Origin of the sequence: Pseudoalteromonas luteoviolacea NCIMB 1942 (assembly GCF_001625595.1) — a bacterium.
GTDB lineage: Bacteria > Pseudomonadota > Gammaproteobacteria > Enterobacterales > Alteromonadaceae > Pseudoalteromonas > Pseudoalteromonas luteoviolacea_A.
The window spans coordinates 1-21,855 of sequence record NZ_AUXT01000188.1; the positions used below are offsets into that span (position 1 = coordinate 1).

Below are 21,855 nucleotides of genomic sequence, written 5' to 3' on the forward strand. Positions count from 1 at the left end.
CGATGAATTCGGGGCGATTCACGATATCACGTGTCTGCCATTTATCAAACCAAAATGATGCTTTCATAATTAAACCTATATAACAAAAACTCAGAGGCAGCTTACAACTTAAAGCCGACTTTAAGTCAAGCTTTTAGTTGAGTTACGCACAGACTTAACAATGCTCTGTTTATATGCCAAGGTAAAAAATATAAGACAGGCTATTAATCAGGTAGGTAACATGCTCGACATTGGAAAAGTGACAAAAATGACTGGAATAAACGCTTCAGCTTTACGCTACTATGAATCGAAAGGGTTAATTCAACCTGCAGGACGCAATGGCATTCGGCGTTACTACTCTAACGATGTAATAGAGCAATTGTCTATTATTGCACTCGGACAACTAGCTGGTTTTACACTAGATGAAATTGCCTCCATTTTCACCGAAGAAGGCGTAAATATTAGTAGAGAAAAGTTAATAACAAAGTCCCACGAAATAGAAACTAAAATTAAGCAACTTCAAGCCATACAAACAGGTTTACAAAAGGCTGCAAATTGTCCTCATTCAAACCATTTAGACTGTAAAAATTTTAGAAGGTTAATGACGGTCGCCATTAATAGTAACAGTTAATAAAAGATTTCATTGATAAAATTAAAATTTGTGATAAGTTTATTAAGTAAGTTAAATAAGGATGTGAATATGAAATTAAAGATAAATAAAAAGTCAATTAAGTCTCTTTGTGTTCAGAGTAAACAACTGCCTGTTTTCCAAACGCCAAACGTCGGTGGCGGTGTTACAGCGTTTCCACCTACACGCATTGAACAAGGTTGCCCTTGGTTTACACATATTCAAGCAAGAACCTGTCCAAATCCTTATTAACTTCAATATTATATGATTTAACTCCCTGGAATGAGTGCCCCAAATCGCTGGTGGTATGGGGCACTTGTTTTCACACTGAATTATCAATATTAAAATCAATAACTACTCTCTAAGATATTTTAAAAGTCACCAATTACAATTGTATTCTTAAAGAAGCCACCTCCATGTGGCTCTACTTGCTTGGAAGAGTATAAAAGCTTTAATCGCTTCATTTTGAGCAAGTTTACTTTTTAAATATGCAAAGAAAATTAATTCATCAATTATCTCATTAACACTAATATAAAATAAATCTTTTTTATCGGCATATTTATTCTGGTTAATTTGTACTAGTCAGTTTATTAAGAGCTGAGCAACTTTTGTGCTTTTTCATCATCCAATAGCAACTCGGCACAAAGAAAAAAGACAGCACAGTTGTTAACACTGTTCCTCCCGCAATTGCAATTGCAAATGGTGGCCAAAAGCTCCCACCAGCTAAAATCAAAGGTAAGAATCCACCAACGGTCGTAATGGTTGTTGAAGTAATATGTCTTGCACAAGTCATTACAGATATCACAATCTCATCCGTCGTGTTGACGTTATTAGCGCGTAATTCAGATAAAATCACGATTGCTGCGTTTATCGCCAGCCCCATAAGTCCAAGCAAGCCGATAATTACGGTAAAACCAAATGGATGCCCCGCAATGTAAACGCTTAATATGCCAAGCATTGCTGATTGAAAAGCGGTAACCAAAATCAGGCCTGTCGTTGTAAATGAATTGAATGTTAGAACTAATACGGTGATGAGCAGCACAAAAATGACCCCAACCTTTCCAAGCAAACTCCCTACGGCTTGATCTCGTTGTTGTGACTCGCCCCCTATTTCTAAGCGATAACCTACCGGCAATGAGAGTTTCGACTGTTCGAGTTGTTGCTGGATATCTTTGAGTACTTTAGCAGGCAGTACATCTGTGCGTAAAAAAGCTTCAACTACGTTCAGGCGTTCACCGTTTCGACGGTGTATAGTACTTTGTTCAGGTACTATTCTGCTGGTTGCAAAAGCAGAAAGCAGCAAAGGCTGGCTTCCCATCACTTCTACATCTGCTAATCCATCCAAATCAGCGCGATAATGATCATCAAACCTGACTCTAACAGGTACTGTCTCGGTACCTTCCAATATACTTGCTACGCTGACTCCCTGAGATTGCGCTTGCAGTTGTGCGGCAACACGTTGCGCTTGAGCCCCTGCGTGAGTTAACTGGGATTCTAATGCAAGCACTTCTACCTTAGCTGCGCCGGATTGCAACGTCGTTCTGGTGTGAGTTACATCTTGATGCGCGATCACTGTTTGCTTTACTTGCTGCCCTATCTCTGCCAGCTTATCAAGTTCAGGTCCAAAAATACGGATTTCAATGGGCGCGTTGAATGGCGGCCCCTGCTCTAACTTTCTAACTAATGTTTGTGCCTCAGGAAACGCTCTGTCTAGTTCATACTGCAAGGTTTTAATCAGTTCATTGGCGCGCTCAAAGTTTGTTACCTTAACCATTGCCTGAGCATAGTTTCGAGCACCTTTGTCGCGTTGTAATAAGTTGTAGTAAAAAATAGGAATATTGCGCCCCACCATCCAATCAAGTCTTTCAATACCCTCATGCTTGAGAATATGTTTGTCCATTTTTTCAACTAATGTTTTGGTAGCTTGAATACTAACGTTATCTGACAAGCGAACTTCAATATGGAACATATCTCTGTCGGCCGGTGGGAAAAATTGCTCTGTTAGCTGCCCTGCTGAAATAAAGCCTAATACAGGTAAAATCATCACGGTTGCTATCGTCAACAGAGGTTTTTTTAAAGAGCGCTTTAAAATCTTTTCAAACCACAAACTCAGTTTTGCAATAGAAAGCCCTTGGGCTACTAACCCGTTATATTTACTATCGTCGACCAATACATATTTGCCTGCAAACACCGCTATTAAAGTGTGTGAAATCAAATAAGAGCCAATCAAGGCGAAAATTACACTTAGCGCTATTCCACCCACAAACTCGCCAGACGGGCCAGGCATTAACACTATTGGCATAAAGGCTAAAATAGTCGTCAAGGTAGAGCTAAGTAACGGCATCCAAAAGTGGTTAACTGCTTTTGCCACTGCCTGCAACGCATTCATACCTTTCTGTCGAAACCTTTGCACAGCATCAGTAATTACAATGGCGTTATCCACCATAATCCCCAGCGCAACCACAAGTCCAGTAACAGATATTTGATGGATTGGTAATCCATAAATATTCATGCACGCTAACGTAAACATCACGGTAAGTGGCAGTGCCAAGCCAACAATAAGTGCTGCACGCAGCCCTAAGGTCAAAAACAAAACGGCCAGTATGAGCCCAAAACCAACTAATATGTTGTTTAGTAACCCGCCCAACCTCTCTTCTGTATATCCTTTTTGGTCAAATAAGCTATGCAGCTGAATGTTACTAGGCAGCGTTTGTTTAAATTGTGCGAGCACCTTGTCAATGTCGTTCGAAAACTTATCTATACGCACATCTGGCAGCATCCTAATACCCAAATATGCACCAGGCATACCGTCTATCCACGCTATCTCAGGTTGGGGATCCGCTAAAGTGCGCTCTATCGTCGCGATATCGCGCAGGAGTACTTGACCAAAGTTTGCATCACTTTGAATTGGAATCGCAGAGATCCGCTGAATTGATGTAAACTCACCGCTCAGTTCAACTTGCATTTGAGTTTGTTGATTGCTCAACATACCGGCAGCAACTTTCGCATCTGCATTTTTTACGGCTTGTGCGACTTGTTCAAAAGAAAGCCCCGCCAATTTTAACTTTGCGGGGTCTAGCGTTATCCTGATTTCTTCGTCCGCCACACCAAATAAATGGACGACTTCAACACCACTTTGGTTTCGCAAGCGGTTACGTAGCTCTTTAGTATAGCGATTAACAGCCACTTGTTTGGCCTGCTGAAGCGAAAGGGAGCTGTTATTGTCTTGCTCGATAGTTAAGGCCACTATTTTGGTGTAAGCATAACCCCTGTCATCTTCCAAAAGTGGCGAAGAGGCTTCTTGAGGTAACTCAATCTGCACATCATCTAATAAATCTCGTAACCTTGACCACACTGGTAAACTATTGGTGACATCGTCACCTAGTTCAATACTGAGTACTGAAATTCCAGAGCGAGACATTGCAACAAGGGTTTTAATTTCCGACTGCTGCTTTAATTTTTGCTCTATTTTTTCTGTAACTTGCGCCTCGACACGCGCAGCAGATGCGCCGGGTAAATATGTGGTCACAAACGCAAAGCGATTATTAATTCGTGGATCTTCAGTTCTTGGCAGACTGTTTAATGCGGCAAACCCAGATACCAACAACAAAGCCACAAGCAGCGCTTGAAACCTAGCGTTGTTAAGTAAATATGAGATCATCTTTGCTCACCTCGGGTTGCCACTGATTGCACGATATCTACTTTTATATCTGCAGCTACCTTGTGAGTGCCATTGGCTAAGATAGACACACCACTTTGCAAATCACCATCGATATACGCATATTGACCATCACTATGTAACAGTTCTACTGTGGTTGGTTTGAGGTGCTCTGATACGATTTGATATACTTGCCAAGTCCCACGAGTACCATTAGTTAACGCACTCATGGGGATCCAATAACCCGCTTTGTCTTGCCTTTTTGAAATGGTCATTGACGCCATTTGACCTGAATAAACTTGCGCCTCATGTGGCAGTGAAAATCGCAATTGCAGTGTTCTTGAAACAGGATCTAAATTAGTCCCACCGGAACGTTTAATGGCCTTATAAAAACGGCCACCTATATTTACCGGCATAACTTCTTGAATATTAGCTAGTAAACCCTGTGGTACACCAATTCTTACTTCAGAATTTCCTTGCTCCAAGACTCGAATAGCGATTTGACTAGGCCCCACTATTTCACCCACTGCGATCTCCCTCGAAGCTATCACACCATCAAATGGAGCCTTTAATTGGGCTTTATCCAAGCGTACATCCATGCCTTTGAGTTTGACGTTTAAAACTTGCTGCTCAGCCTTTAAAACCGAGATTTGAGACCTGTTTTGATCTAGCTGCTGCTGAGCCGAGTAGTTAGATTTACTCAGTTTGAGTAACCTTTCACTATCTTGCTCCGCAAGGGTTAACTGTGCTTTAACTTTGTCTAGGTTAGCCAGTAATTCTAGCTTTTCTATTTCGAGTAACTGAGTATCTTGCTTCGCCAAAACTTGACCACGTTTGATAGTGTCACCCTGATCAACATAAAACGAAGCAATCACCCCATTAAACTCAAAGCCTATTTCCGCCTCTTGGCGTTTAACAACTTGTCCGGTTACTTGTCTTGTTTGAAAAAAGCCTTCGGCCTGTTGTAAGCTGTATGCAGCAACAGGCAACCCCTTACTTTGGGTATCACCGCTCACCTGTGCCAACACCCACAATGAGTTAACTAGCAGTATCAAACTCAAAAACACTTTCATACAATTTCCTTGCGATCTTCTTTACCCTTTATACTTCTGTAACCAGCCAAAAGTTTGTATTTGGCCTTATCTCATTTTAACAACTTTCCAAATATGGTATTTACATGAATAAAGTGGGCTGAGCTTTTCAGCCCACTTCTCGTTGGGAAGTAATTTCAGCCTAGAATAAATACCCTAGTTTTCATTGTAACTCCGTGCAATTTAGATACTACAAATATCTATAAATAAGACTTAAAATTATTTCACTTTTCAATCTGGCTACTCGGAAGGTCATCTCGAGAACACTTTGATGTAGCCCCAACTGCCCACCACCAATTAACCATTTTTAGTGATTTACTCAGTGTTTTTAAGTGTAATTTGTTTGGATAGGAATAGTAGCTCCCTTGATGATTTTGTGCCGTAGCAACACCCTCGCCACAAGCTATTTTATTTATCACGCTCCCGTATAACGTCGGCAAGAAATTGCTCACCTGCCTATCTATATCTAACAAGCAACAGGCATTTGATAATTCAATTTTCTGCTGCTCTATGATTGGCCCAGCATCGATCTCGGTGTTTTCTATCCAATGCGCTGATATGCCGTATTTTTGTTCGTTATACAAATAACTGAACATGATAGGAAATAAGCCTCGACAGCTTGGTAAAAATGCAGGATGAAAGTTCACAACCCCTTTACTAGGTGCCGCTATTACTTCTGGTTGTAATATCTGGTCAAAGTAATAAATCGTCAGTAAGTCAATTTTTTTACTTTTAAGCAGCTCAACAACCTCACTTCCATTAACGTCTTTTACATGAATATGGCTAATTCCAAGCTCGTCACAGCGCTGCTTAATACTCGGCAATACTTGCACTCCAAACAGCTTGAGTAGAGGCCTAAACACATTTAAGAACACCATTTTCACAAATAGGTATTCGGTAAATCGATAACCACGATTAAGGATGTTTTGGTACGCTTGACTTAAAAAACCACCATTTTTCGACGAGTACGGATCACTTGTTATCACCAGAGAAATCGCATCTTTATGATTTTCAATAACCTGTAAAATAGCCGGCTGAGTTGCCATGTTTTCGATATTGCAAAGCGCTAAACGCATTACACCATCTCCAATTTTTTACCACTAAAGTACTGGTTTAAGGGGGTGTACATCGCTTGCTTAGCCGGTGGATGAAAATTAAAAGCGTGCACAATCTGAGCAATAGTGCCAAAGTAGCCTTCATTGATGTAATTAATGCCACCTACTAAACTTAATGTATTCTGGGTGACATGTGCGAGTACATCTTGTAGCTGATAACGTACCGCCAAAATCTGCGCTAACGTATCCTGAGTTTGATTATCCATCTCTCCTGAAACCGCCTTAAGTGATAATGCGCTTGCTTCTAACTTGATATACGCACGTGCTTTGTCATCCCCTCTCAAACGACCCTGCTCACAAGCGCGAGCCACCAAGCCGTAAACCATGCCAAGATAAGATGCGCAGGTGATCAATTCAAACCACACGAAGCCGGCGATATGTGATTGGTAAGCTGACTTCTCATCTACATTGACTATCATTGAGTGCGGCACAAATACATTGTCGAGTATGACTGCTTCACTTTGGCTCGCTTGCAAAAAGGGAGCTTGCCAGAACTTTTCAACGGAGATACCTTCAGTGGCTTTGTGGATCATAGCTACTGCAAAATAGGGCTCTCCTTGCTTAGGCTCCACCTGAACACTGGCAGTTAACAAATCCATGCAATACGCCAAGCTACATGGTTTTTTTACACCAGATATAACGTAACCCTTGTCTACTTCTTTCGCCTTGATTTGGCTTTTCAAAATACTCTTAGAAATTTGACCTTCGCTGAACGCAGAAGAAACCAACAAGCTAGAGCGAGAAATTCCCTCAAGCATCAAAGACTCCAATCCATTGCCAACTTTGGCCATTTCTTGCAAAGTCGCGATTGAAAACTGATGCATCCCAGCTGCAATGGCAAGTGATGGAGATGCCCCCCCTATTGCCAATTGCAGCAGCACCCCCTCCCATGCTGTTAATCCTTTGCCGCCATACTTTTCTTTCACAAGAGTTGCGATGCCACCAGATTCACGAAACACTTCGATGGCGTCACTTTGCTTTCCCTCCAAAACCTCAAAAGGTGTTTCTTGCAAGTAAACAGCTAAGGCGGGCAAAGTATCTTGTAAAAACTGCTGCGCTTGCTGATGAATACTCATGCCACCGCCTTATCATTTGTCGCAAAAAGCTCACTCAACATTTGCTCAACATTCTGTTTTATTGCTGACTCTGCGATGGGCTCTAAAATATCTGCGAGTGTCGGGATCCCCATACAAAAACGTGCATCAAAAGACACCTTAGACTCAGATTCATTCACCGCTTCAATCGTCCAGCGTCCCTCGAATACGTCTGCATCTCCATCTGTTTGGGTAAAATCTATGGTGAGGTTTTTTACATCAAAAATGTCTCGCTCGGTCCAAGACATCTTGCCATCATGAAAATGTACAAGCCAAGCAGACTCAGATTCGTTCGGTGAAATTTCTTTTACATCAACAGAAATAACCGCTTGGCAATGGCTTTCAAACGATTTAAAGTCCGCGATCTTGTCAAAAGCGATTTGTGCAGGGGCTGCAACTGTTTGTGTGTAGATAACTTGTCTCATGGTATTTCCTTAAATTTTGTTCAGGGCGTTTGCAAATGCGTCATATAAATGAACTAACTGTTGTTCAGATAAAAATGCACACGGCGTCAACCTAACTGTTGATGCGTTGCTAAGAGAGTGGCTGGTTAAAACGTGCTGACTCAGCAGTGACAATGTCAGTTGACCAGCTCTAGATGGTGTTTGAACATCAATTCCAATTAATAGCCCTTCTGCGCGAATAATGATTTGATCTTGGTGTGATTGGTTATATGTGGTGACAATTTGATTTAACCGAGCTGCAATCTGATCACCCAACACCTTAGCGCGCGCTGCGACTTGTTCATTTACAAGTACATCAATGGTGGCTTCGGCCGCAGCGAGGGCGATGGGTGAACCGCCAAATGTGCTAGAGTGCAGCATAAAGTCTTGATTTAGCGGTGCAAAAGCAGCTTCGGTGGCAACAACAGCAGCACAAGGCACTACACCACCACTTAAGCCTTTCCCGACTAACATTACATCTGGTGTTATAGCAAACTTATCTATCGCCCACATCGAACCTGTTCGAGCTAGTCCAGATTGGATCTCATCACAAATAAATATCCCTTTCGATTGCGTGCAAAGTGACTTGGCTTTATGCAAAAATTCATAACCGAGAGTGTAAACACCCCCTTCTCCTTGCACGGGCTCCGCGATGAAAGCCACTTTACCACCACATTTTTTAAAGGCTGCTTCAAGTGCACTTAAATTATCTCTTTCGACAAATTCAACATTGCTAAAAAGCGGCATAAATGGGGCTCTAAATTCATCTCGATGCGTCACAGACAAAGCGCCCAAAGACTTACCGTGATAACTGCCTGTCACCGCGATGATATGTTCACAGCCGTTTGCTCGGGCCAATTTCAAAGCAAGCTCCGTTGACTCAGCCCCTGAATTGGTAAAAAAGGCATACTCTAGCGTTTTAGGGCAAATATCCACGAGTTTTTTACTTGCACTGGCAAGTACAGGATTGACCAAAGTGCGTGAACTCATAGGCATACAATCAACTTGTGCCTTCACAGCCGCCACAACTCTGGGGTGGCGGTGACCCAAAATGAATACCCCAAAACCGCCAAAATCTAAATAGGCTTGACCGTTTTCGTCAATAATTTCAGCGCCTTTTGCACTGTGCTCAATTGGCAAGTTCATTAAGCTAGAAAGCCTTGCCTTAGACCGATTGCTATGCGCTTTTAGTACTTCCAACGTTTCTGCTCGCACGTTAACTCTCTCCATCAAGCGTTGCAATTAGCGGGTGTTGATGGTCATAAGCAACCAGATTTTTCGCTAAAGTATGGCGAATATCATAATGGTAACTTTCACCTGCTACTTCAGCTAAGGTGCTAATGTCTGATTGAAAACCTTCTGACATATCAAGGTATTTAAGATAAATAGAAGTTTCTTCAAACATGCGTTTAAAACGTTTGGGTAACGCAGGCATAAAGACTGGCTTAACAAGCCTTTCAAAGGTCGTTGGGCTCATTAATTTGGGCGCTTTAAAGCCTATTTGATAAAGGGATTGCAACTCCTCATCTTCGCCTAATGTTAATAAGTCACCTAGTGTTTTTGCCAACCCCCCAGCAGTTAACCAAAACTCGCCTTTTAGGTTCTTATCCACGACAGTTAAAATGCATTTTGCGACAATATCTCGTGGAATTACATCCACAAGGGTATTGGCGTCTCCAGGTACAATTGGTATTACTTCTTTCGTTGCCAGTTTTAGCATATTGTGGATCCCTTGCTTTTTCGGCATTAATCCAGCGACACTATCACCGATAATAACCGAAGGGCGGATCACCGTTACGTTGTCACTAAGACACGCTTCGGCTTCGCGTTTACTCTGCTCATAATTGTTAAAATCATGGCCGTTACGCCCTTTCACAAATGCTGTGCTGATATGAATTAACGGCACATTGAGCTGCTCAGATAAATTAATGGCGTGCTTTAAACCAGCTACATTAATCTCTGCAAGTACTTGCGGGTCAGCGGTAAAGTCCGTCAGTGCAGCACTGTGTACAATGCACTGAATGTCCTTTAACTCTTCTATTTGACCTGTGCTTAACCCAAACTTTTCTTTACGAATATCGCCTTGAATTTGACGACTCACTCCAACTGGTAACTCTTTGAAAGATCGTTGATTAACTAGAATAACAATCTCATCATTGGGTGATAAAAGCTCTATCATCGAGAGCCCCACGACTCCAGTCGCGCCAGTCAATAAAAATCTACGAGACATAATTACTCCTTAATCATTAAACGTATAAGCGTCACTTAACATACCAAAAGTACCCTATACAGGTAATAATGATAATGATTTTCACTTTTATATCAAACAAATAATTTACTAAATTTTAACCTTGGTAATTCGTTTAATATCAATGCAGTAAATTGGGTGTAAACTTTTACCTAAACGTTGTAATAACAAAAAGTGCAAACTTTATGTACGAGGGAGAAAAATAAGATGGGAATTTTCAACAACGCAAATCGGTTACTGAATATCAATGTAACGCTAAAAGTGGACCAAATACTGCGTTATCAAGGTCCACTATTTGATTGTGAGCTTTCTGTCTGGTTACTTGTTCACAACTAAAGTGTAATCACCAGCACCAGAATATGAATAAACTACGATGCGATAGTAGCCACTTGTTGCGCTATATGAAATCGACTCTACAGATGTTGGAGTCTCAGAAATAGCGACTTGCTGCCAAGCACCTCCTTGCCAGCGTTCAAGTTTTAGATCAAAATCGGCTGAACTTGGGCCAGTGAGATCTAATTTGAGCTGACCACCGGTATACTGAAACCAGCTACCGTTAGGCTCAATTTTCTGCGCGCTGCTTGACAACGTCCCTTTATACACATCACCTTTTGGTGGTTCAACTACGGAGGAATCAAGGTCAAAATATATCGTTTTGGCAGGGTCTGAAATGCCAGAAACCGATAAACCAGAATCACTGCCATTCCACCAAAGTGCATTAGTACCTCGAGAAGACAGTGTATTCGGTAACACACTGCTAAACTCCCCGTTTACACCGTATAGATCTGTGCTATCTCCGCGGTTACGATCATTTTCTGGATCGCGATTGCCATCAGCATGTTCCATTTGAATATAGGGGTACCACTCATTTGAGTTATTGCCTCGGCTATCAACGTGCCAAATCGCTAAGCCTTGGCCTGGCTGCTCTGAGTTTTGTCCAGATTTATGAATCGTCTCAATGTAAAAGGCTTCGTTACTATTGCTTGGGTTTGACCATTTGTATGATGTATGAGTACCGGATGTATGACTCAATCGGCCGGTAGGTGCATTTGAATTAACCGCGGGGTTAAGTTCAATAACCGTATCCCAACCAGCGATCGCTCTAAAATGTGCAACAGGCGGCGTGGGTCGATATTTGTTGGTTGTACCAATCGCACCAAAACCCATAACGCCATAACTTGCAACAGATCCTTCTGAGCTGCCATCATAGTCATACAAATCAGGCCAGTTTGTTATCAAGTGTCCCGACTCATGAACAAAAGTACCGATAGATAAACTCGCGCGCATATCAGTGATCTGATATCGGTCAGTACATACGCCATCAGCACAAAACCTTGGGCTCAATCTAGCCATGTGCGGCCACAAGCCCTTAGACCAAGCGCTATCTGAGTTACCCGCGTAGAATATGTTAAGACCACGAATTTGACCGCTGCTATTTGTTGTGAGTGCTGAAAAGTTAAAGCCCTGTTGATACTCAAGCCAATCCAGTGCTTCTTTTATAAGCTCTTGAGAGCGCACAGTAGAACTTAAACTCGAATCCGCATAGTACGCTTTGTTTTTCTTAGCCGTGTAATATGCCGTCACCGTATTTGTATAATCTAGTTTCTCACCTGAGACCTCTAAAAAGTAGCCTCTGACAGACTGCGCATTACCAAACTCGGTATAAGTCCTGTCATTTAAAAAGCGCTCTACTTGAGATTTGGTAATTGTGCCGCGCTCATCTGGGAAGTCGATAATTATCGTCAGCCCCTTTACTTCACCGCTAATTTGCGTATTCACCGAACTTGTCTGCGTACGTGTCATTAGTGGACTTTCTATGGTGGGCATCAATTCTTGCTGTTTTTGTAAAACAAGGGATTGGATCGCTTGCTTTGACAGGCCTTGCTGCTTGATCAAAGCAGAGCTGACGGTATTTGCGTGTATGGCGTTTAGCTCTGAAGCAAGCTCACCTGTTGACACAAGGTGGGTACCATCACCACTTACTTTCGCATAAGCCATCCCTTTCAGCTTTGTATCAAACACCAATAACGCGCCTGACTTTGTTTTTTGTTCAGCATAATATGTATTACCGTTCAAATATACCGAGAGCACTTCACCGTTAGGCTGAGTGAACTGATACGCTTCATTTTGATACGGAATTGCAGCCTGTGAAAGCATAGGAATGGTCAGCGAAGAAACCGCCAACATTGACTTTATTAACTTCATTATAGTTTCCTTTACAAGTTTTCCTGATACGGAAACTAAAGTATTGACTTTTATTTAACCAAATACAAATAAATTTAATAATCTGAAAAATACTTTTTCGCTACTGAATTATGGGAACACCATTTACTCAGCTCTACTCTCACCCCTGTTGGATTTTCTATATCTTTGATATTTGGTGTTTTCTTAAGCTGTTCTTGTAACGCTTGTTGAAGCTGCTGGCTTTTGTACAGCTTTGTATATAATTCTAAAGATGGCCCCAATTCACTCTTTAGCAACAATGGTATAGAATCAATTAATTGACTTAATGTTTCGCTAGAAGGTTGAGTGCCGTGTTGTACAAAGTCGAACAGTAATTGCTGCCACATGAAAAACGCATTAAATACAGGCTGATTGCTCGCCTTAATTTCCAGCGCTACGGAGCTTTTATACCTTGTAAAGCTTTGCCAATCTCCCAAAAATATTTGAGTGTTGAGCAAGTTAATCCCCGTACCAGCGGCATAGACCGACTGACCAACCTCTGAATGATATCTAAATGCACGCCTATACATTAATTGTGCGTTGCGATATTTTTTTTGATCAAAGAAAATATTACCAAGGTTGTTTTTGATGTTTGCAATGATTTCTCTGTCATCAGCTAATAGCAAAGACTCCTTTAGAATTTTACTCGCTTTTGGAAGTTGATCACTATATCGATAAACAACAGCCATATTGTTTGCAACTCTTGCGAATTCTTTAGGATCAGTAGCGTAAGAAATTGCACACTCATTTAGCAATTCAGCGTGCTTATAATCATGAATACGTCGGTGATAAATCGCAAGTGAGCTGACTATATCAAGCTCACCACCCTCAACCATATTCTGCCATGGCTTCGAGGCCAGCACAGTTAGAATGCCGTTAACAATTTCAGCATCTTGCACCCGCACCCCCGACTCCAAACCAATACGATAAAGCTCGTATAAGCCCCGGCTCGGCTTTCTAGGTAGCCGCTCCTTGACGGAGTTGAACAACTCAGCAGCTTGAGACGGGTTTTTCCTGTTAAGCTCTTTAAGCTGGTTTAATGTTTTAAACATTTCACTTGGCGACAAAGCCACTGTGACTGATAACCAAATCGCTACTAGCATATCGCTGAAATCTTTCTAACGCCCGATTAAGCATGGTATATAAAGCCACTAATTCCAAGCTAATCAAAAGGGATTTTTATACTCGAAGTATTATCGCTAACAACTGCGCAATACTTTTGAGCGTCAACCCTCACACCACAAAGAAACATACAATTTGTTAACAAATAATGATATTCCTCTTCAATCTAAAGTTTCAGAACAAAATCAACGCACCTTTCAAAACCATAGTTTTCATACAATTAAAAACATCAATGTAAAAATTCTTTTTCAGGAACTAATAAAGGCTTAGATGTCGAAAATTTATATATTACTGTAAATATTAAAGTTTAAATATATAATATGAATAAAAACATAAAACAAACAAATTTGTATACATTTTAAACATTCAAATTACATGTTAAATTTTTTACCCCAAATATGTTTACAAATAAAAAACATAAGTGTACGATGATGTCGTTCCTTTGGAGACTACACTTAGTTTTAAGTGCCTCCTAGAACTCCCGAGAAGTAGAGCTTACTGATAAGGATGTTGGTTTATTGGGTATTTCCTTGGCACAGATTGTTGCTTTTGGAGATTGGGCAGGCGTTTTGCCTGCCTTTTTTTTGTCTGTCGCTCAGCTTTTAATCTATTACTTTCCGAACTAATCAAAAAACCACGCGCTTTCGTACCAATTTGGTACACTATATTTGTATTCAAGAAACCATCAGGATTGGACTATGCTACGCCAACCAGCTTCAGTGCTTGTTGTTATTTATAATGAAGAAAAACAATTCTTGTTATTGCAAAGAGAAGATGACAGTGAATTTTGGCAATCGGTAACGGGTGGAATAGATTGCGGTGAATTATCTATAGACACTGCTTACAGAGAGCTTAAGGAAGAAACAGGGATCGACGCCAAAGCACTGAAAATAGAAATCAAACAACATAACACCGAAAACCACTATGAAATTCGACCGCAGTGGCGACACAGGTATGTTGAAGGCGCAACTATAAATACTGAGCACGTTTTCAGTATATGTGTACCTAGCCAAACTAAAATCCAGCTCTGCGCTGAAGAACACACTGACTTTATATGGTTAACTCAAAGTGAAGCAGCTAAGAAAGTGTGGTCAGAGAGTAATCGAAAAGAAATATTAGCCATATGATCAAGCATGCTAAGCGTGCTTTGCCACGCCCAGCAAGCACAGTTTAAATAGGTCTAAATAGTATAGTTTGCCAAGTTGTATGTTGGCGGCCCTGAGCATCAACCTCACTTTCTGTTATCTCTTCACAAACTAAATCAGCATTCTTTGCCATTTCAGTTAACTTAACCGCCTCAATATTGACCAATCCTCTTTTCTTTAACTCTGTACTGTCATTGCAGTGGCGCAATTTAACTATGAATAGGCTTTTTGGCTTAAGCAAATTCCGTATCGTCAACAGTGCCTGAATACTGGTATTCTCGTCTAAGAAGTTAAATACAGAACTTACCAAAATGACGTCAAACTGTTCGTAGTGTTTTTTTACTGTATACAAGCATGGTAATTGGTCTCTATACCAATCAATTGATAAATCTCTTGTATAGGCCTGCCCAAGTCGATTTAAGGAGCTTACCGGTTCTACTGCTACTACCTTCGCTTGATGACCGTTTTCAGCAATAAACTTTGCATCTCGGCCTGCGCCTGCACCGATATCAAGGAAGGTCATTCCTTTGATAGATAGGAAAGGTTCTAAATGTGTTAGCCAATTCGCGTGTAAAGATTCAAAACAGTGAGACTGGTATATTTTTGCCAGCTCCAACGCATTGGTTTCATAATATTGCGTTGCCATAGTGCCAATGCTTCCTTTTTTAGGTTTGCTCACTGTATTCATGATAGGTAATTAGGATAACAAGAATATGACAGTTAAATATCCCAATTTCATGATGAACAACTCCACCGATTATTAGCTATATTAATACAAATTACCCCCAACAACTGGTAATCCTAACCCAACTTCGTTCTACTTTTATACACGACGTGCTATGTTATGCACTCAGAAGAACTAAATGGAAGTTATTAACATGGACCCAGTATCCACTATTTTAGAGCTACTTTTTTCAGTAGAAGCCATAATATTAATCTTTGTGATCATCATTTTAAGAGGCTCAATTATATTTGTTCCTCAAAATAGAGCTTGGATAATTGAGCGATTTGGAAAATACCAGTCAACCAAAGAAGCAGGCCTTAACTTCATAATCCCTTTTATCGATCGCGTGGCAGCAAATCGTAGTTTAAAAGAACAGGCTACAGATGTACCTTCTCAATCAGCGATTACTAGAGATAATATCTCTCTTGTAGTTGACGGTGTTTTATATTTCAGAGTGTTAGACCCATATAAAGCGACATATGGAGTCGATGACTATGTATTTGCGGTGACACAGCTTGCGCAAACAACCATGAGAAGCGAGCTAGGTAAAATGGAGCTTGATAAAACCTTTGAAGAGAGGGACCTGCTCAACACCAACATCGTAGCGGCCATAAACGCGGCGTCAGATCCTTGGGGTATTCAAGTATTACGTTATGAGATTAAAGACATTGTACCGCCAAACTCTGTTATGGAGGCAATGGAAGCACAAATGAAAGCAGAGCGTGTTAAACGTGCACAAATCCTTGAGTCCGAAGGTGATAGACAAGCAGCCATTAATGTCGCAGAAGGTAAAAAGCAAGCACAAGTATTAGCCGCAGAAGCAGAAAAAACTGAACAAATTCTTAAAGCCGAGGGTGAAGCAAAGGCCATCATCGCGGTTGCGGAAGCACAGGCTGATGCACTTAAAAAGGTTGGTGAAGCCGCAAACACAGACGAAGGTCAAAAAGCAATCCAACTTGACCTAGCCACAAAGGCCATTTCAGCAAAAGAAGCCATTGCAAAAGAGTCATCAGTCGTTTTGCTTCCTGATAATGCCACAGATGCAAGCTCGCTGGTTGCACAAGGTATGTCTATCATTAACACTTTAAATAGCAAAAAAAGTAGCTAAATATGGAGCTTTTATCTAGCAACTTACCTCAAACGCTTATTGTCGTAGGTCTAATAGCGCTATGTGTCGAAGTCATAGTTTTGGGCTTTGCCACTTTTGTACTATTTTTCTTGGGTTTATCTTTAATTATTAGTGGCACATTCATGCACTTTGAGGTTTTTGAACCGACGTTACTAAATGCGCTTTGGATCAATGCCTTGATAACCACTTTATTGGCAGTAGTTTTGTGGAAGCCTTTAAAAAATATGCAAGAGCAACAAGAGTTAAAGTCAGTCAATAGCGATTTTGCCGACCTGCAGTTTGCACTAGAGCAAGACCTGAATGCTGATAGCCAAGTTTACTACCAATACTCGGGTATTGAATGGCAAGTAAAAAGCAAATCAGACATTCCAAAAGGCACACTCGTCAAAGTGATTGAAAAGTCAGTAGGCGTACTATGGGTTGAAAAATCAGAGTAACGACCTCTTACAATAAATTATGACTGCGCTTGTGCAAAAAAATGCGAGCAGAATTATTGCTCGCGTCTTATTCATTGCAATAACTTTGTCACTTCATCCCCTATTATCAATGCACAATAGTTAACGCTTAACCCGACTACTCTCGACACTAAAAATATAACGCCCCTTAAAACTTACTCTTTTCAATCTCAGCTATTAGTAGACTTTTTATTTAAATCTCGTGGTAAAAGTCAGGCAGCTCCAATTATCAATATGTTCAAAAATAGATTAAAGCAAAATTTAAGAATGATTTAACAACAGTTTAACGCAGGAAGGGTTTTTTTTAGGTACATAGAGACCGCCAAATGGACATTATATTTTAAGGAAAAAGTAACTTATGAAATTGACATCTTTAGCTACTAAATTGTTCGCAAGCATGGTTATTTGCCAGCGTCTTTATCTGCTCATGCGGGGTACAAGTATACGAGTAACGTAGAAGTGACAGGCACAACTATTAAAGGTTCGCTTGGCATAGCAAGAAACTCTAGCGACAGTCGCCAAATCTTATCTATCATTGACTATGTAGTTTTGTGCATATCTTCGCTAAGAGTGCTTCTGGGGTAATTAAAACCTGTAGCACAAGTGACCAAACCAAAAAAGAACAGCTGCGAGACGAAACATCTGACTCTTACTTGAGTATCGGCCTTTCAGGCAGCTCTTGTTCAAGTGTTTACGCGGACAACTCATCTAAATAAGAAGCAAAGCGGTAAGCGCGACATGCAGCGTTCACTAATTGGTTTGTATTTGGCCGTTGACTTTGTAGCTGGACTACAGATGTTTCACCTGTGCTCCGGCTGCCATAGTAATAATTCAAAAGAAATAGGCGGCTCGTAACACCTAGAAAAAATCGGTGTAACAGTACGAGAGAATATACACAGTGCGACACTTCACCCAATCCAATATTGCATGAATACATGCAGACGGAAATTGCCAAGCAATTGGCAGTCTAGACGAAAGAATTCAAACAACTCATGAACCAACTTAAAGAACAACAACCCATAATCACGACAGAAGCTTATGAGCAAGACGATGAGACTGTCATACAAAACGAGATGTTTACACACTCATTGAGTACTTTAGATGCAAGTATTGCGTGGGGTATTTTGACGACACCACAGCTTCTGAGGTTATGTCCGGTTTTAATGACCTTTCAGATGAGCAAAAGCTTAAGCTCATAATCAAATATTCGGATGCCATTAATGCTGGAAAAATATATTTCGAAAAACCGTTAGTGTGTTTATAAGCTAAGCATAATTACAACAGCAAGTTGGCCAAAACCACATCACACAATAGCACTGGAATTGGCCAATATATTAAACTACTCTAGTAGCTCATGCTGACTAATAAATTTACTGAGCTTTGTCGCAATATCTAAATGCTCAGCGCGAGTTGGATGCCAGATACATCCTTCAAAGGGTGAGATAAACGAATGTGAATATAACTGCTCAACTCCCTCTTCTTCTAATCTTGACTTAGCTTCTAATGTTGCTGGAATAATAAAGTCATAGGGGTACGCTGGCCTTGGCATAAAAACAATTGGCGCATTAGGGTAACGATAGCGAAGTGTGTTCGTAAACTCCACCATTGTATTTATCCATTCTGCCTTCACTTCTTGAATATTCTCCCATGGTTCATGAGGTTGCGGATCTGTGCTAAAGTCATTCGTCCCTACTTCCAAGACAATTAAATCAGGGTGGGTATCTTCATAACCTTGATCGTCTCCAAAAACTGCCGAAACCTTGTCATAATATGTCCGTAAATCATGGTGACTGTCATTGCCATTCCAATTGCGTATTAGACCAAGACCTGAATAAGAAACTTGGGTGAAACTGGCTTCTAATTGAGCGGCTGTTACAAATGGAAAAGCTACGCGAGCGTTGCTGCTGTCAACGATTTCACTCCATGTACACTGTCGCTTATCCGACTCACTGCCAAACCCAGCGCTGATAGAGTCACCAATGAATAAAATGTGAGGTTGCTGCTGCCAAATACCTTCTATTCGACCACCTGCACTGAAGCTCAGTACCTTAGTATTATTAGTATAGTTTTCCCAACGCTTAACTATCTCTATTGAAACAGCTTTCGGTTCACTTTGTTCGTAAACAATATGCTCTTCAAAATTACCGTCTTGGTTAGTGACTAAGCGTTTGTGAAATTTGCCATCCACAAGTACATCAAACTGATCGCCATATCCTGCCATTGTCATTTTTAACGACTTGCCGATTAGCTTTGTTCTGAGTTGAGTACCTGGCCAGTTAAACTCAACCTGTCCTTTACCGTAATGCTTACTAACTCTACCCTCATAGACAATTGCATGGTGTGTAGCTTGATAATTTTTACCAATAACTGTGAGTGGAAAAAGTGTGCCGATAATACTCGTTATAAATACCACCGTAGATAGCTTGCTTGAAAGTAACCTTAACATGTGTCATTCCTTAATGTTGTTGTATCCAAAACTGTACTTTTTTTGCCACTAAGCGAACGAGACTTAAATACTCACCGCTTCTATACAATTCATTACAACTACTTTAGTTACTAGGGTTTGAAATAAATTCATACAACACACATCTGTTCATTCCTCGACCATGTCACTATTGTAAAGACAATAACGATGGCTATAAAATACAATCATTCTCATTTTAGAAGACCCTTGCCAGTGAACAACCGTATATTAGTCGTAGAAGATGACATCACACTCAATCAACAAGTTTGCGCATTGTTGAGCAATAGAGGCTATCAGGTGGACTGTATCCACGATGGAGAACAAGGGCTTAGCCAAGCATTGGCTATCGACTACGATTTAATAATATTAGATATACGGCTGCCAACCATGGAAGGGTACGAAATTCTAGCGCAACTTAGAAAAGTGAAACACACCCCGGTACTCATACTTTCGGCATGTGGTGCAGAGCAAGAACGTATTAAAGGGCTAAGTTTGGGAGCTGATGATTATCTATCCAAGCCTTTCAATCTTGATGAGTTAGTACTGCGTATCGAAGCTATTTTGAGACGCGTACATGCATTGCACTCTCAGGCTAAAACACCATTTAAAATAACCCTTTTAGACCTTCATCTAGATAGACAACAGCAGCAAGCTTACTTTAAATCAGAACCCGTCGACATTACCGCGATTCAATTTAAGCTACTGTGGCAATTGGCACAAAATCACAATGAAACATTAAGTAAAGCCTTTCTATACCAAAGTGTACTAGAGCGCCAGTTTAGCCGTTATGACAGAAGTTTAGACATGCACCTCAGTCGACTTCGCAAAAAGCTAGTGGCTGTTGGTTTAAGCGCTGAGTCAATCAGCACCGTACATGGAAAAGGTTACAAACTGCATGTTGCACTTTAACGCATCCTACTTTTTTCGTCTCTGTGCACTTGTGATAGTGGGCTCGATTATCTTATTTGGTGTTATTGACTACCTTGTAAACCATACCGAGTTTAGAATGAGTCAGATTAAGACAGAAGATCAGCAAACACTGCTTAAAATAGGCGTTCAAGCTGAACAACTGTATCTAAATGGTGAAATGGATGCCCTAAGTAAATACGTCAAGCAAATAGAGCAAGAACATAATACGTGGGTAGCCATTGTTAAACGCGACTTAACACCACTGGCTGGCACTCACTTAAAACAATACTATCTGGATGAATTTGTACTTGGCCGCGATGTCAGCTGGAAAATTCACCTTTACTTTGCACGAAACCCAGTGATGGATATTCCATTTGCTGAGGACGGTACACACTTTATTATTCAACTTCCGAACAGCATGCGCCCTGGTAATTACTGGCGCGTAACTTATATCCTATTGCAGTTTGGGATCCCTTTAGTTGTGCTCGCTGGGATCTGTTTAGTCCTATACCGCGCAATCATGAAACCACTCAAGCAGCTCGAGCAAACAACGCGAGCGTTCGCTGAAGGAAACTTAGATAGCCGAATTGGAAACAGCATCTCAAGCAGAGACGCTGAATTTAAACATATCGCCGCAACCTTTGACAAAATGGCGGACTGTACGGCAAATACAATCCGAGCCCAAAGGCAGTTCATTGCTGATTTTTCTCATGAAATACGTACTCCTATCGCACGGATAGAAACCGCTATAGATTGTCATAAATCAGGGCTCTCAGAGACTGAGATGCTAGAACGTGTTGCAAAAAACACAGCTACAATGCGAGAACTTGCCGAAAATACGCTCACCCTAACATGGCTTGAGAATGAGCGTTTTTGTCCAAACACTGATAATGCCAACTTCGATTTAGTCGATTTAGTCGAATGCATCGTTGAAGAAGTCAAGTTCGAAGCACCCCAAATCGAATTTAACTTATTGCTGCCTGAATCTAAAGAAGTCACCTCTGATGCAAGAGTACTAGGCCAAGTAATTGAAAATGTTTTAAGAAATGCCAGCCGGTACGCAACGCAGTACATCAATATTCAATATCAAAGCAACCAACTCGCAATTTGGGATGATGGACCAGGCGTGCCAAACGATGAGCTTGAAAGCATTTTTCAGCCTTTTTATCGCAGTCATCGATATTCACATACACAACCAGACAGCCACTCTTTTGGGCTGGGGTTGGCACTGTGTAAAAGACAAATGGAGCGAATAAACGGCAGGATATACGCGAAAAATATGCCCAATTCAGGTTTATGTATTTTGATTCTACTTTGATCTCTTGTCACTCGATAAATTTGAGTGAGTAACATGGCAAAAGCTGAAGTGTCACAGCAAATGTAACAGTTGTAAAAGTACTTTGGTTTCCACCGATTTCGTGAATAATA

General features: G+C 40.9%; 19 protein-coding genes. 8 read left to right on the plus strand and 11 right to left on the minus strand.

All coding sequences use genetic code 11. The features are described 5' to 3' along the window. Positions 1-220: 220 nt before the first annotated feature. Positions 221-610, plus strand: a complete 390-nt coding sequence (locus N482_RS17750; protein WP_063378313.1) for a helix-turn-helix domain-containing protein — start codon at positions 221-223, stop codon at positions 608-610. A 69-nt stretch (positions 611-679) separates the two neighbouring features. Then, positions 680-859, plus strand: a complete 180-nt coding sequence (locus N482_RS17755; RefSeq protein WP_063378314.1) for a hypothetical protein — start codon at positions 680-682, stop codon at positions 857-859. 316 nt (positions 860-1,175) lie between these two features. Here N482_RS17755 and N482_RS17760 read toward each other — a convergent pair whose 3' ends face one another. The 9 genes from N482_RS17760 to N482_RS17800 all read right to left on the minus strand — a co-directional run bounded on the left by N482_RS17760 (position 1,176) and on the right by N482_RS17800 (position 13,582). Next, positions 1,176-4,268: an efflux RND transporter permease subunit gene (locus N482_RS17760; protein WP_063378315.1), complete on the minus strand. Its 3,093-nt coding sequence runs from the start codon at positions 4,266-4,268 to the stop codon at positions 1,176-1,178. Beyond that, positions 4,265-5,338: an efflux RND transporter periplasmic adaptor subunit gene (locus N482_RS17765; protein WP_063378316.1), complete on the minus strand. Its 1,074-nt coding sequence runs from the start codon at positions 5,336-5,338 to the stop codon at positions 4,265-4,267. Before N482_RS17765 ends, N482_RS17760 begins: the two co-directional genes overlap by 4 nt. A 242-nt stretch (positions 5,339-5,580) precedes the next feature. Continuing rightward, the gene (locus N482_RS17770) at positions 5,581-6,432 is read right to left on the minus strand and encodes a formyltransferase family protein (RefSeq protein WP_063378317.1); all 852 of its coding nucleotides are present in this window, start codon (positions 6,430-6,432) and stop codon (positions 5,581-5,583) included. After that, entirely contained in the window at positions 6,432-7,547 is a 1,116-nt protein-coding gene (locus N482_RS17775) for an acyl-CoA dehydrogenase family protein (RefSeq protein ID WP_063378318.1), read from the minus strand. The genes N482_RS17770 and N482_RS17775 overlap by 1 nt, the downstream gene beginning before the upstream one ends. Further along, on the minus strand, positions 7,544-7,990 hold the full coding sequence (locus N482_RS17780) for a type II toxin-antitoxin system RatA family toxin (protein WP_063378319.1): 447 nt from the start codon (positions 7,988-7,990) through the stop codon (positions 7,544-7,546). The genes N482_RS17775 and N482_RS17780 overlap by 4 nt, the downstream gene beginning before the upstream one ends. A gap of 9 nt (positions 7,991-7,999) precedes the next feature. After that, positions 8,000-9,223, minus strand: a complete 1,224-nt coding sequence (locus N482_RS17785; RefSeq protein WP_196763645.1) for an aspartate aminotransferase family protein — start codon at positions 9,221-9,223, stop codon at positions 8,000-8,002. A gap of 1 nt (position 9,224) precedes the next feature. Next, positions 9,225-10,238 (minus strand): SDR family oxidoreductase, encoded by a 1,014-nt coding sequence (locus N482_RS17790; RefSeq protein ID WP_063378321.1) that lies wholly within the window; start codon positions 10,236-10,238, stop codon positions 9,225-9,227. 336 nt (positions 10,239-10,574) lie between these two features. After that, a complete protein-coding gene (locus N482_RS17795) occupies positions 10,575-12,461 on the minus strand; it encodes a M6 family metalloprotease domain-containing protein (protein ID WP_063378322.1) in 1,887 nt (628 codons plus the stop codon). Positions 12,462-12,535: 74 nt separating this feature from the next. After that, the gene (locus N482_RS17800; RefSeq protein WP_063378323.1) at positions 12,536-13,582 is read right to left on the minus strand and encodes a tetratricopeptide repeat protein; all 1,047 of its coding nucleotides are present in this window, start codon (positions 13,580-13,582) and stop codon (positions 12,536-12,538) included. 717 nt (positions 13,583-14,299) lie between these two features. On the opposite strand from N482_RS17800, the gene nudB reads away from it, so the two are divergent. Then, positions 14,300-14,728, plus strand: coding sequence for a dihydroneopterin triphosphate diphosphatase (gene nudB, locus N482_RS17805; RefSeq protein WP_063378324.1), 429 nt, complete (start codon positions 14,300-14,302; stop codon positions 14,726-14,728). 43 nt (positions 14,729-14,771) lie between these two features. On the opposite strand, the gene N482_RS17810 is transcribed toward nudB, so the two are convergent. Next, complete coding sequence (locus tag N482_RS17810) at positions 14,772-15,392, minus strand: class I SAM-dependent methyltransferase (RefSeq protein WP_063378325.1); 621 nt, start codon at positions 15,390-15,392, stop codon at positions 14,772-14,774. 232 nt (positions 15,393-15,624) lie between these two features. On the opposite strand from N482_RS17810, the gene N482_RS17815 reads away from it, so the two are divergent. The 3 genes from N482_RS17815 to N482_RS17825 all read left to right on the plus strand — a co-directional run bounded on the left by N482_RS17815 (position 15,625) and on the right by N482_RS17825 (position 18,253). Beyond that, entirely contained in the window at positions 15,625-16,578 is a 954-nt protein-coding gene (locus N482_RS17815) for a slipin family protein (protein WP_063378326.1), read from the plus strand. A 2-nt stretch (positions 16,579-16,580) separates the two neighbouring features. Next, entirely contained in the window at positions 16,581-17,036 is a 456-nt protein-coding gene (locus tag N482_RS17820; protein ID WP_063378327.1) for an NfeD family protein, read from the plus strand. Positions 17,037-18,046: 1,010 nt separating this feature from the next. Further along, positions 18,047-18,253, plus strand: a complete 207-nt coding sequence (locus tag N482_RS17825; RefSeq protein WP_063378328.1) for a hypothetical protein — start codon at positions 18,047-18,049, stop codon at positions 18,251-18,253. Between the two features lie 140 nt (positions 18,254-18,393). Here the strand turns inward: N482_RS17825 and N482_RS17830 are convergent, their stop codons facing one another. Next, complete coding sequence (locus N482_RS17830) at positions 18,394-19,500, minus strand: SGNH/GDSL hydrolase family protein (protein ID WP_081228056.1); 1,107 nt, start codon at positions 19,498-19,500, stop codon at positions 18,394-18,396. A gap of 186 nt (positions 19,501-19,686) precedes the next feature. Here N482_RS17830 and N482_RS17835 point away from each other — a divergent pair, with 186 nt between their 5' ends. Both N482_RS17835 and N482_RS17840 read left to right on the plus strand, forming a co-directional pair. Continuing rightward, positions 19,687-20,427, plus strand: coding sequence for a response regulator transcription factor (locus N482_RS17835; protein ID WP_063378329.1), 741 nt, complete (start codon positions 19,687-19,689; stop codon positions 20,425-20,427). Next, positions 20,414-21,745 (plus strand): HAMP domain-containing histidine kinase, encoded by a 1,332-nt coding sequence (locus tag N482_RS17840; RefSeq protein WP_063378330.1) that lies wholly within the window; start codon positions 20,414-20,416, stop codon positions 21,743-21,745. Before N482_RS17835 ends, N482_RS17840 begins: the two co-directional genes overlap by 14 nt. Positions 21,746-21,855: the final 110 nt, after the last annotated feature.

Bases quoted from the DNA above. Each gene is read 5' to 3' on its own strand.
- N482_RS17830 (WP_081228056.1), bottom strand. From the start codon at position 19,500: ATGTTAAGGTTACTTTCAAGCAAGCTATCTACGGTGGTATTTATAACG.
- N482_RS17750 (WP_063378313.1), top strand. From the start codon at position 221: ATGCTCGACATTGGAAAAGTGACAAAAATGACTGGAATAAACGCTTCA.
- N482_RS17800 (WP_063378323.1), bottom strand. From the start codon at position 13,582: ATGCTAGTAGCGATTTGGTTATCAGTCACAGTGGCTTTGTCGCCAAGT.
- N482_RS17770 (WP_063378317.1), bottom strand. From the start codon at position 6,432: ATGCGTTTAGCGCTTTGCAATATCGAAAACATGGCAACTCAGCCGGCT.
- N482_RS17810 (WP_063378325.1), bottom strand. From the start codon at position 15,392: ATGGCAACGCAATATTATGAAACCAATGCGTTGGAGCTGGCAAAAATA.
- N482_RS17780 (WP_063378319.1), bottom strand. From the start codon at position 7,990: ATGAGACAAGTTATCTACACACAAACAGTTGCAGCCCCTGCACAAATC.
- N482_RS17790 (WP_063378321.1), bottom strand. From the start codon at position 10,238: ATGTCTCGTAGATTTTTATTGACTGGCGCGACTGGAGTCGTGGGGCTC.
- nudB (WP_063378324.1), top strand. From the start codon at position 14,300: ATGCTACGCCAACCAGCTTCAGTGCTTGTTGTTATTTATAATGAAGAA.
- N482_RS17755 (WP_063378314.1), top strand. From the start codon at position 680: ATGAAATTAAAGATAAATAAAAAGTCAATTAAGTCTCTTTGTGTTCAG.
- N482_RS17825 (WP_063378328.1), top strand. From the start codon at position 18,047: ATGAACCAACTTAAAGAACAACAACCCATAATCACGACAGAAGCTTAT.
- N482_RS17820 (WP_063378327.1), top strand. From the start codon at position 16,581: ATGGAGCTTTTATCTAGCAACTTACCTCAAACGCTTATTGTCGTAGGT.
- N482_RS17795 (WP_063378322.1), bottom strand. From the start codon at position 12,461: ATGAAGTTAATAAAGTCAATGTTGGCGGTTTCTTCGCTGACCATTCCT.
- N482_RS17760 (WP_063378315.1), bottom strand. From the start codon at position 4,268: ATGATCTCATATTTACTTAACAACGCTAGGTTTCAAGCGCTGCTTGTG.
- N482_RS17840 (WP_063378330.1), top strand. From the start codon at position 20,414: ATGTTGCACTTTAACGCATCCTACTTTTTTCGTCTCTGTGCACTTGTG.
- N482_RS17775 (WP_063378318.1), bottom strand. From the start codon at position 7,547: ATGAGTATTCATCAGCAAGCGCAGCAGTTTTTACAAGATACTTTGCCC.
- N482_RS17835 (WP_063378329.1), top strand. From the start codon at position 19,687: ATGGCTATAAAATACAATCATTCTCATTTTAGAAGACCCTTGCCAGTG.
- N482_RS17765 (WP_063378316.1), bottom strand. From the start codon at position 5,338: ATGAAAGTGTTTTTGAGTTTGATACTGCTAGTTAACTCATTGTGGGTG.
- N482_RS17815 (WP_063378326.1), top strand. From the start codon at position 15,625: ATGGACCCAGTATCCACTATTTTAGAGCTACTTTTTTCAGTAGAAGCC.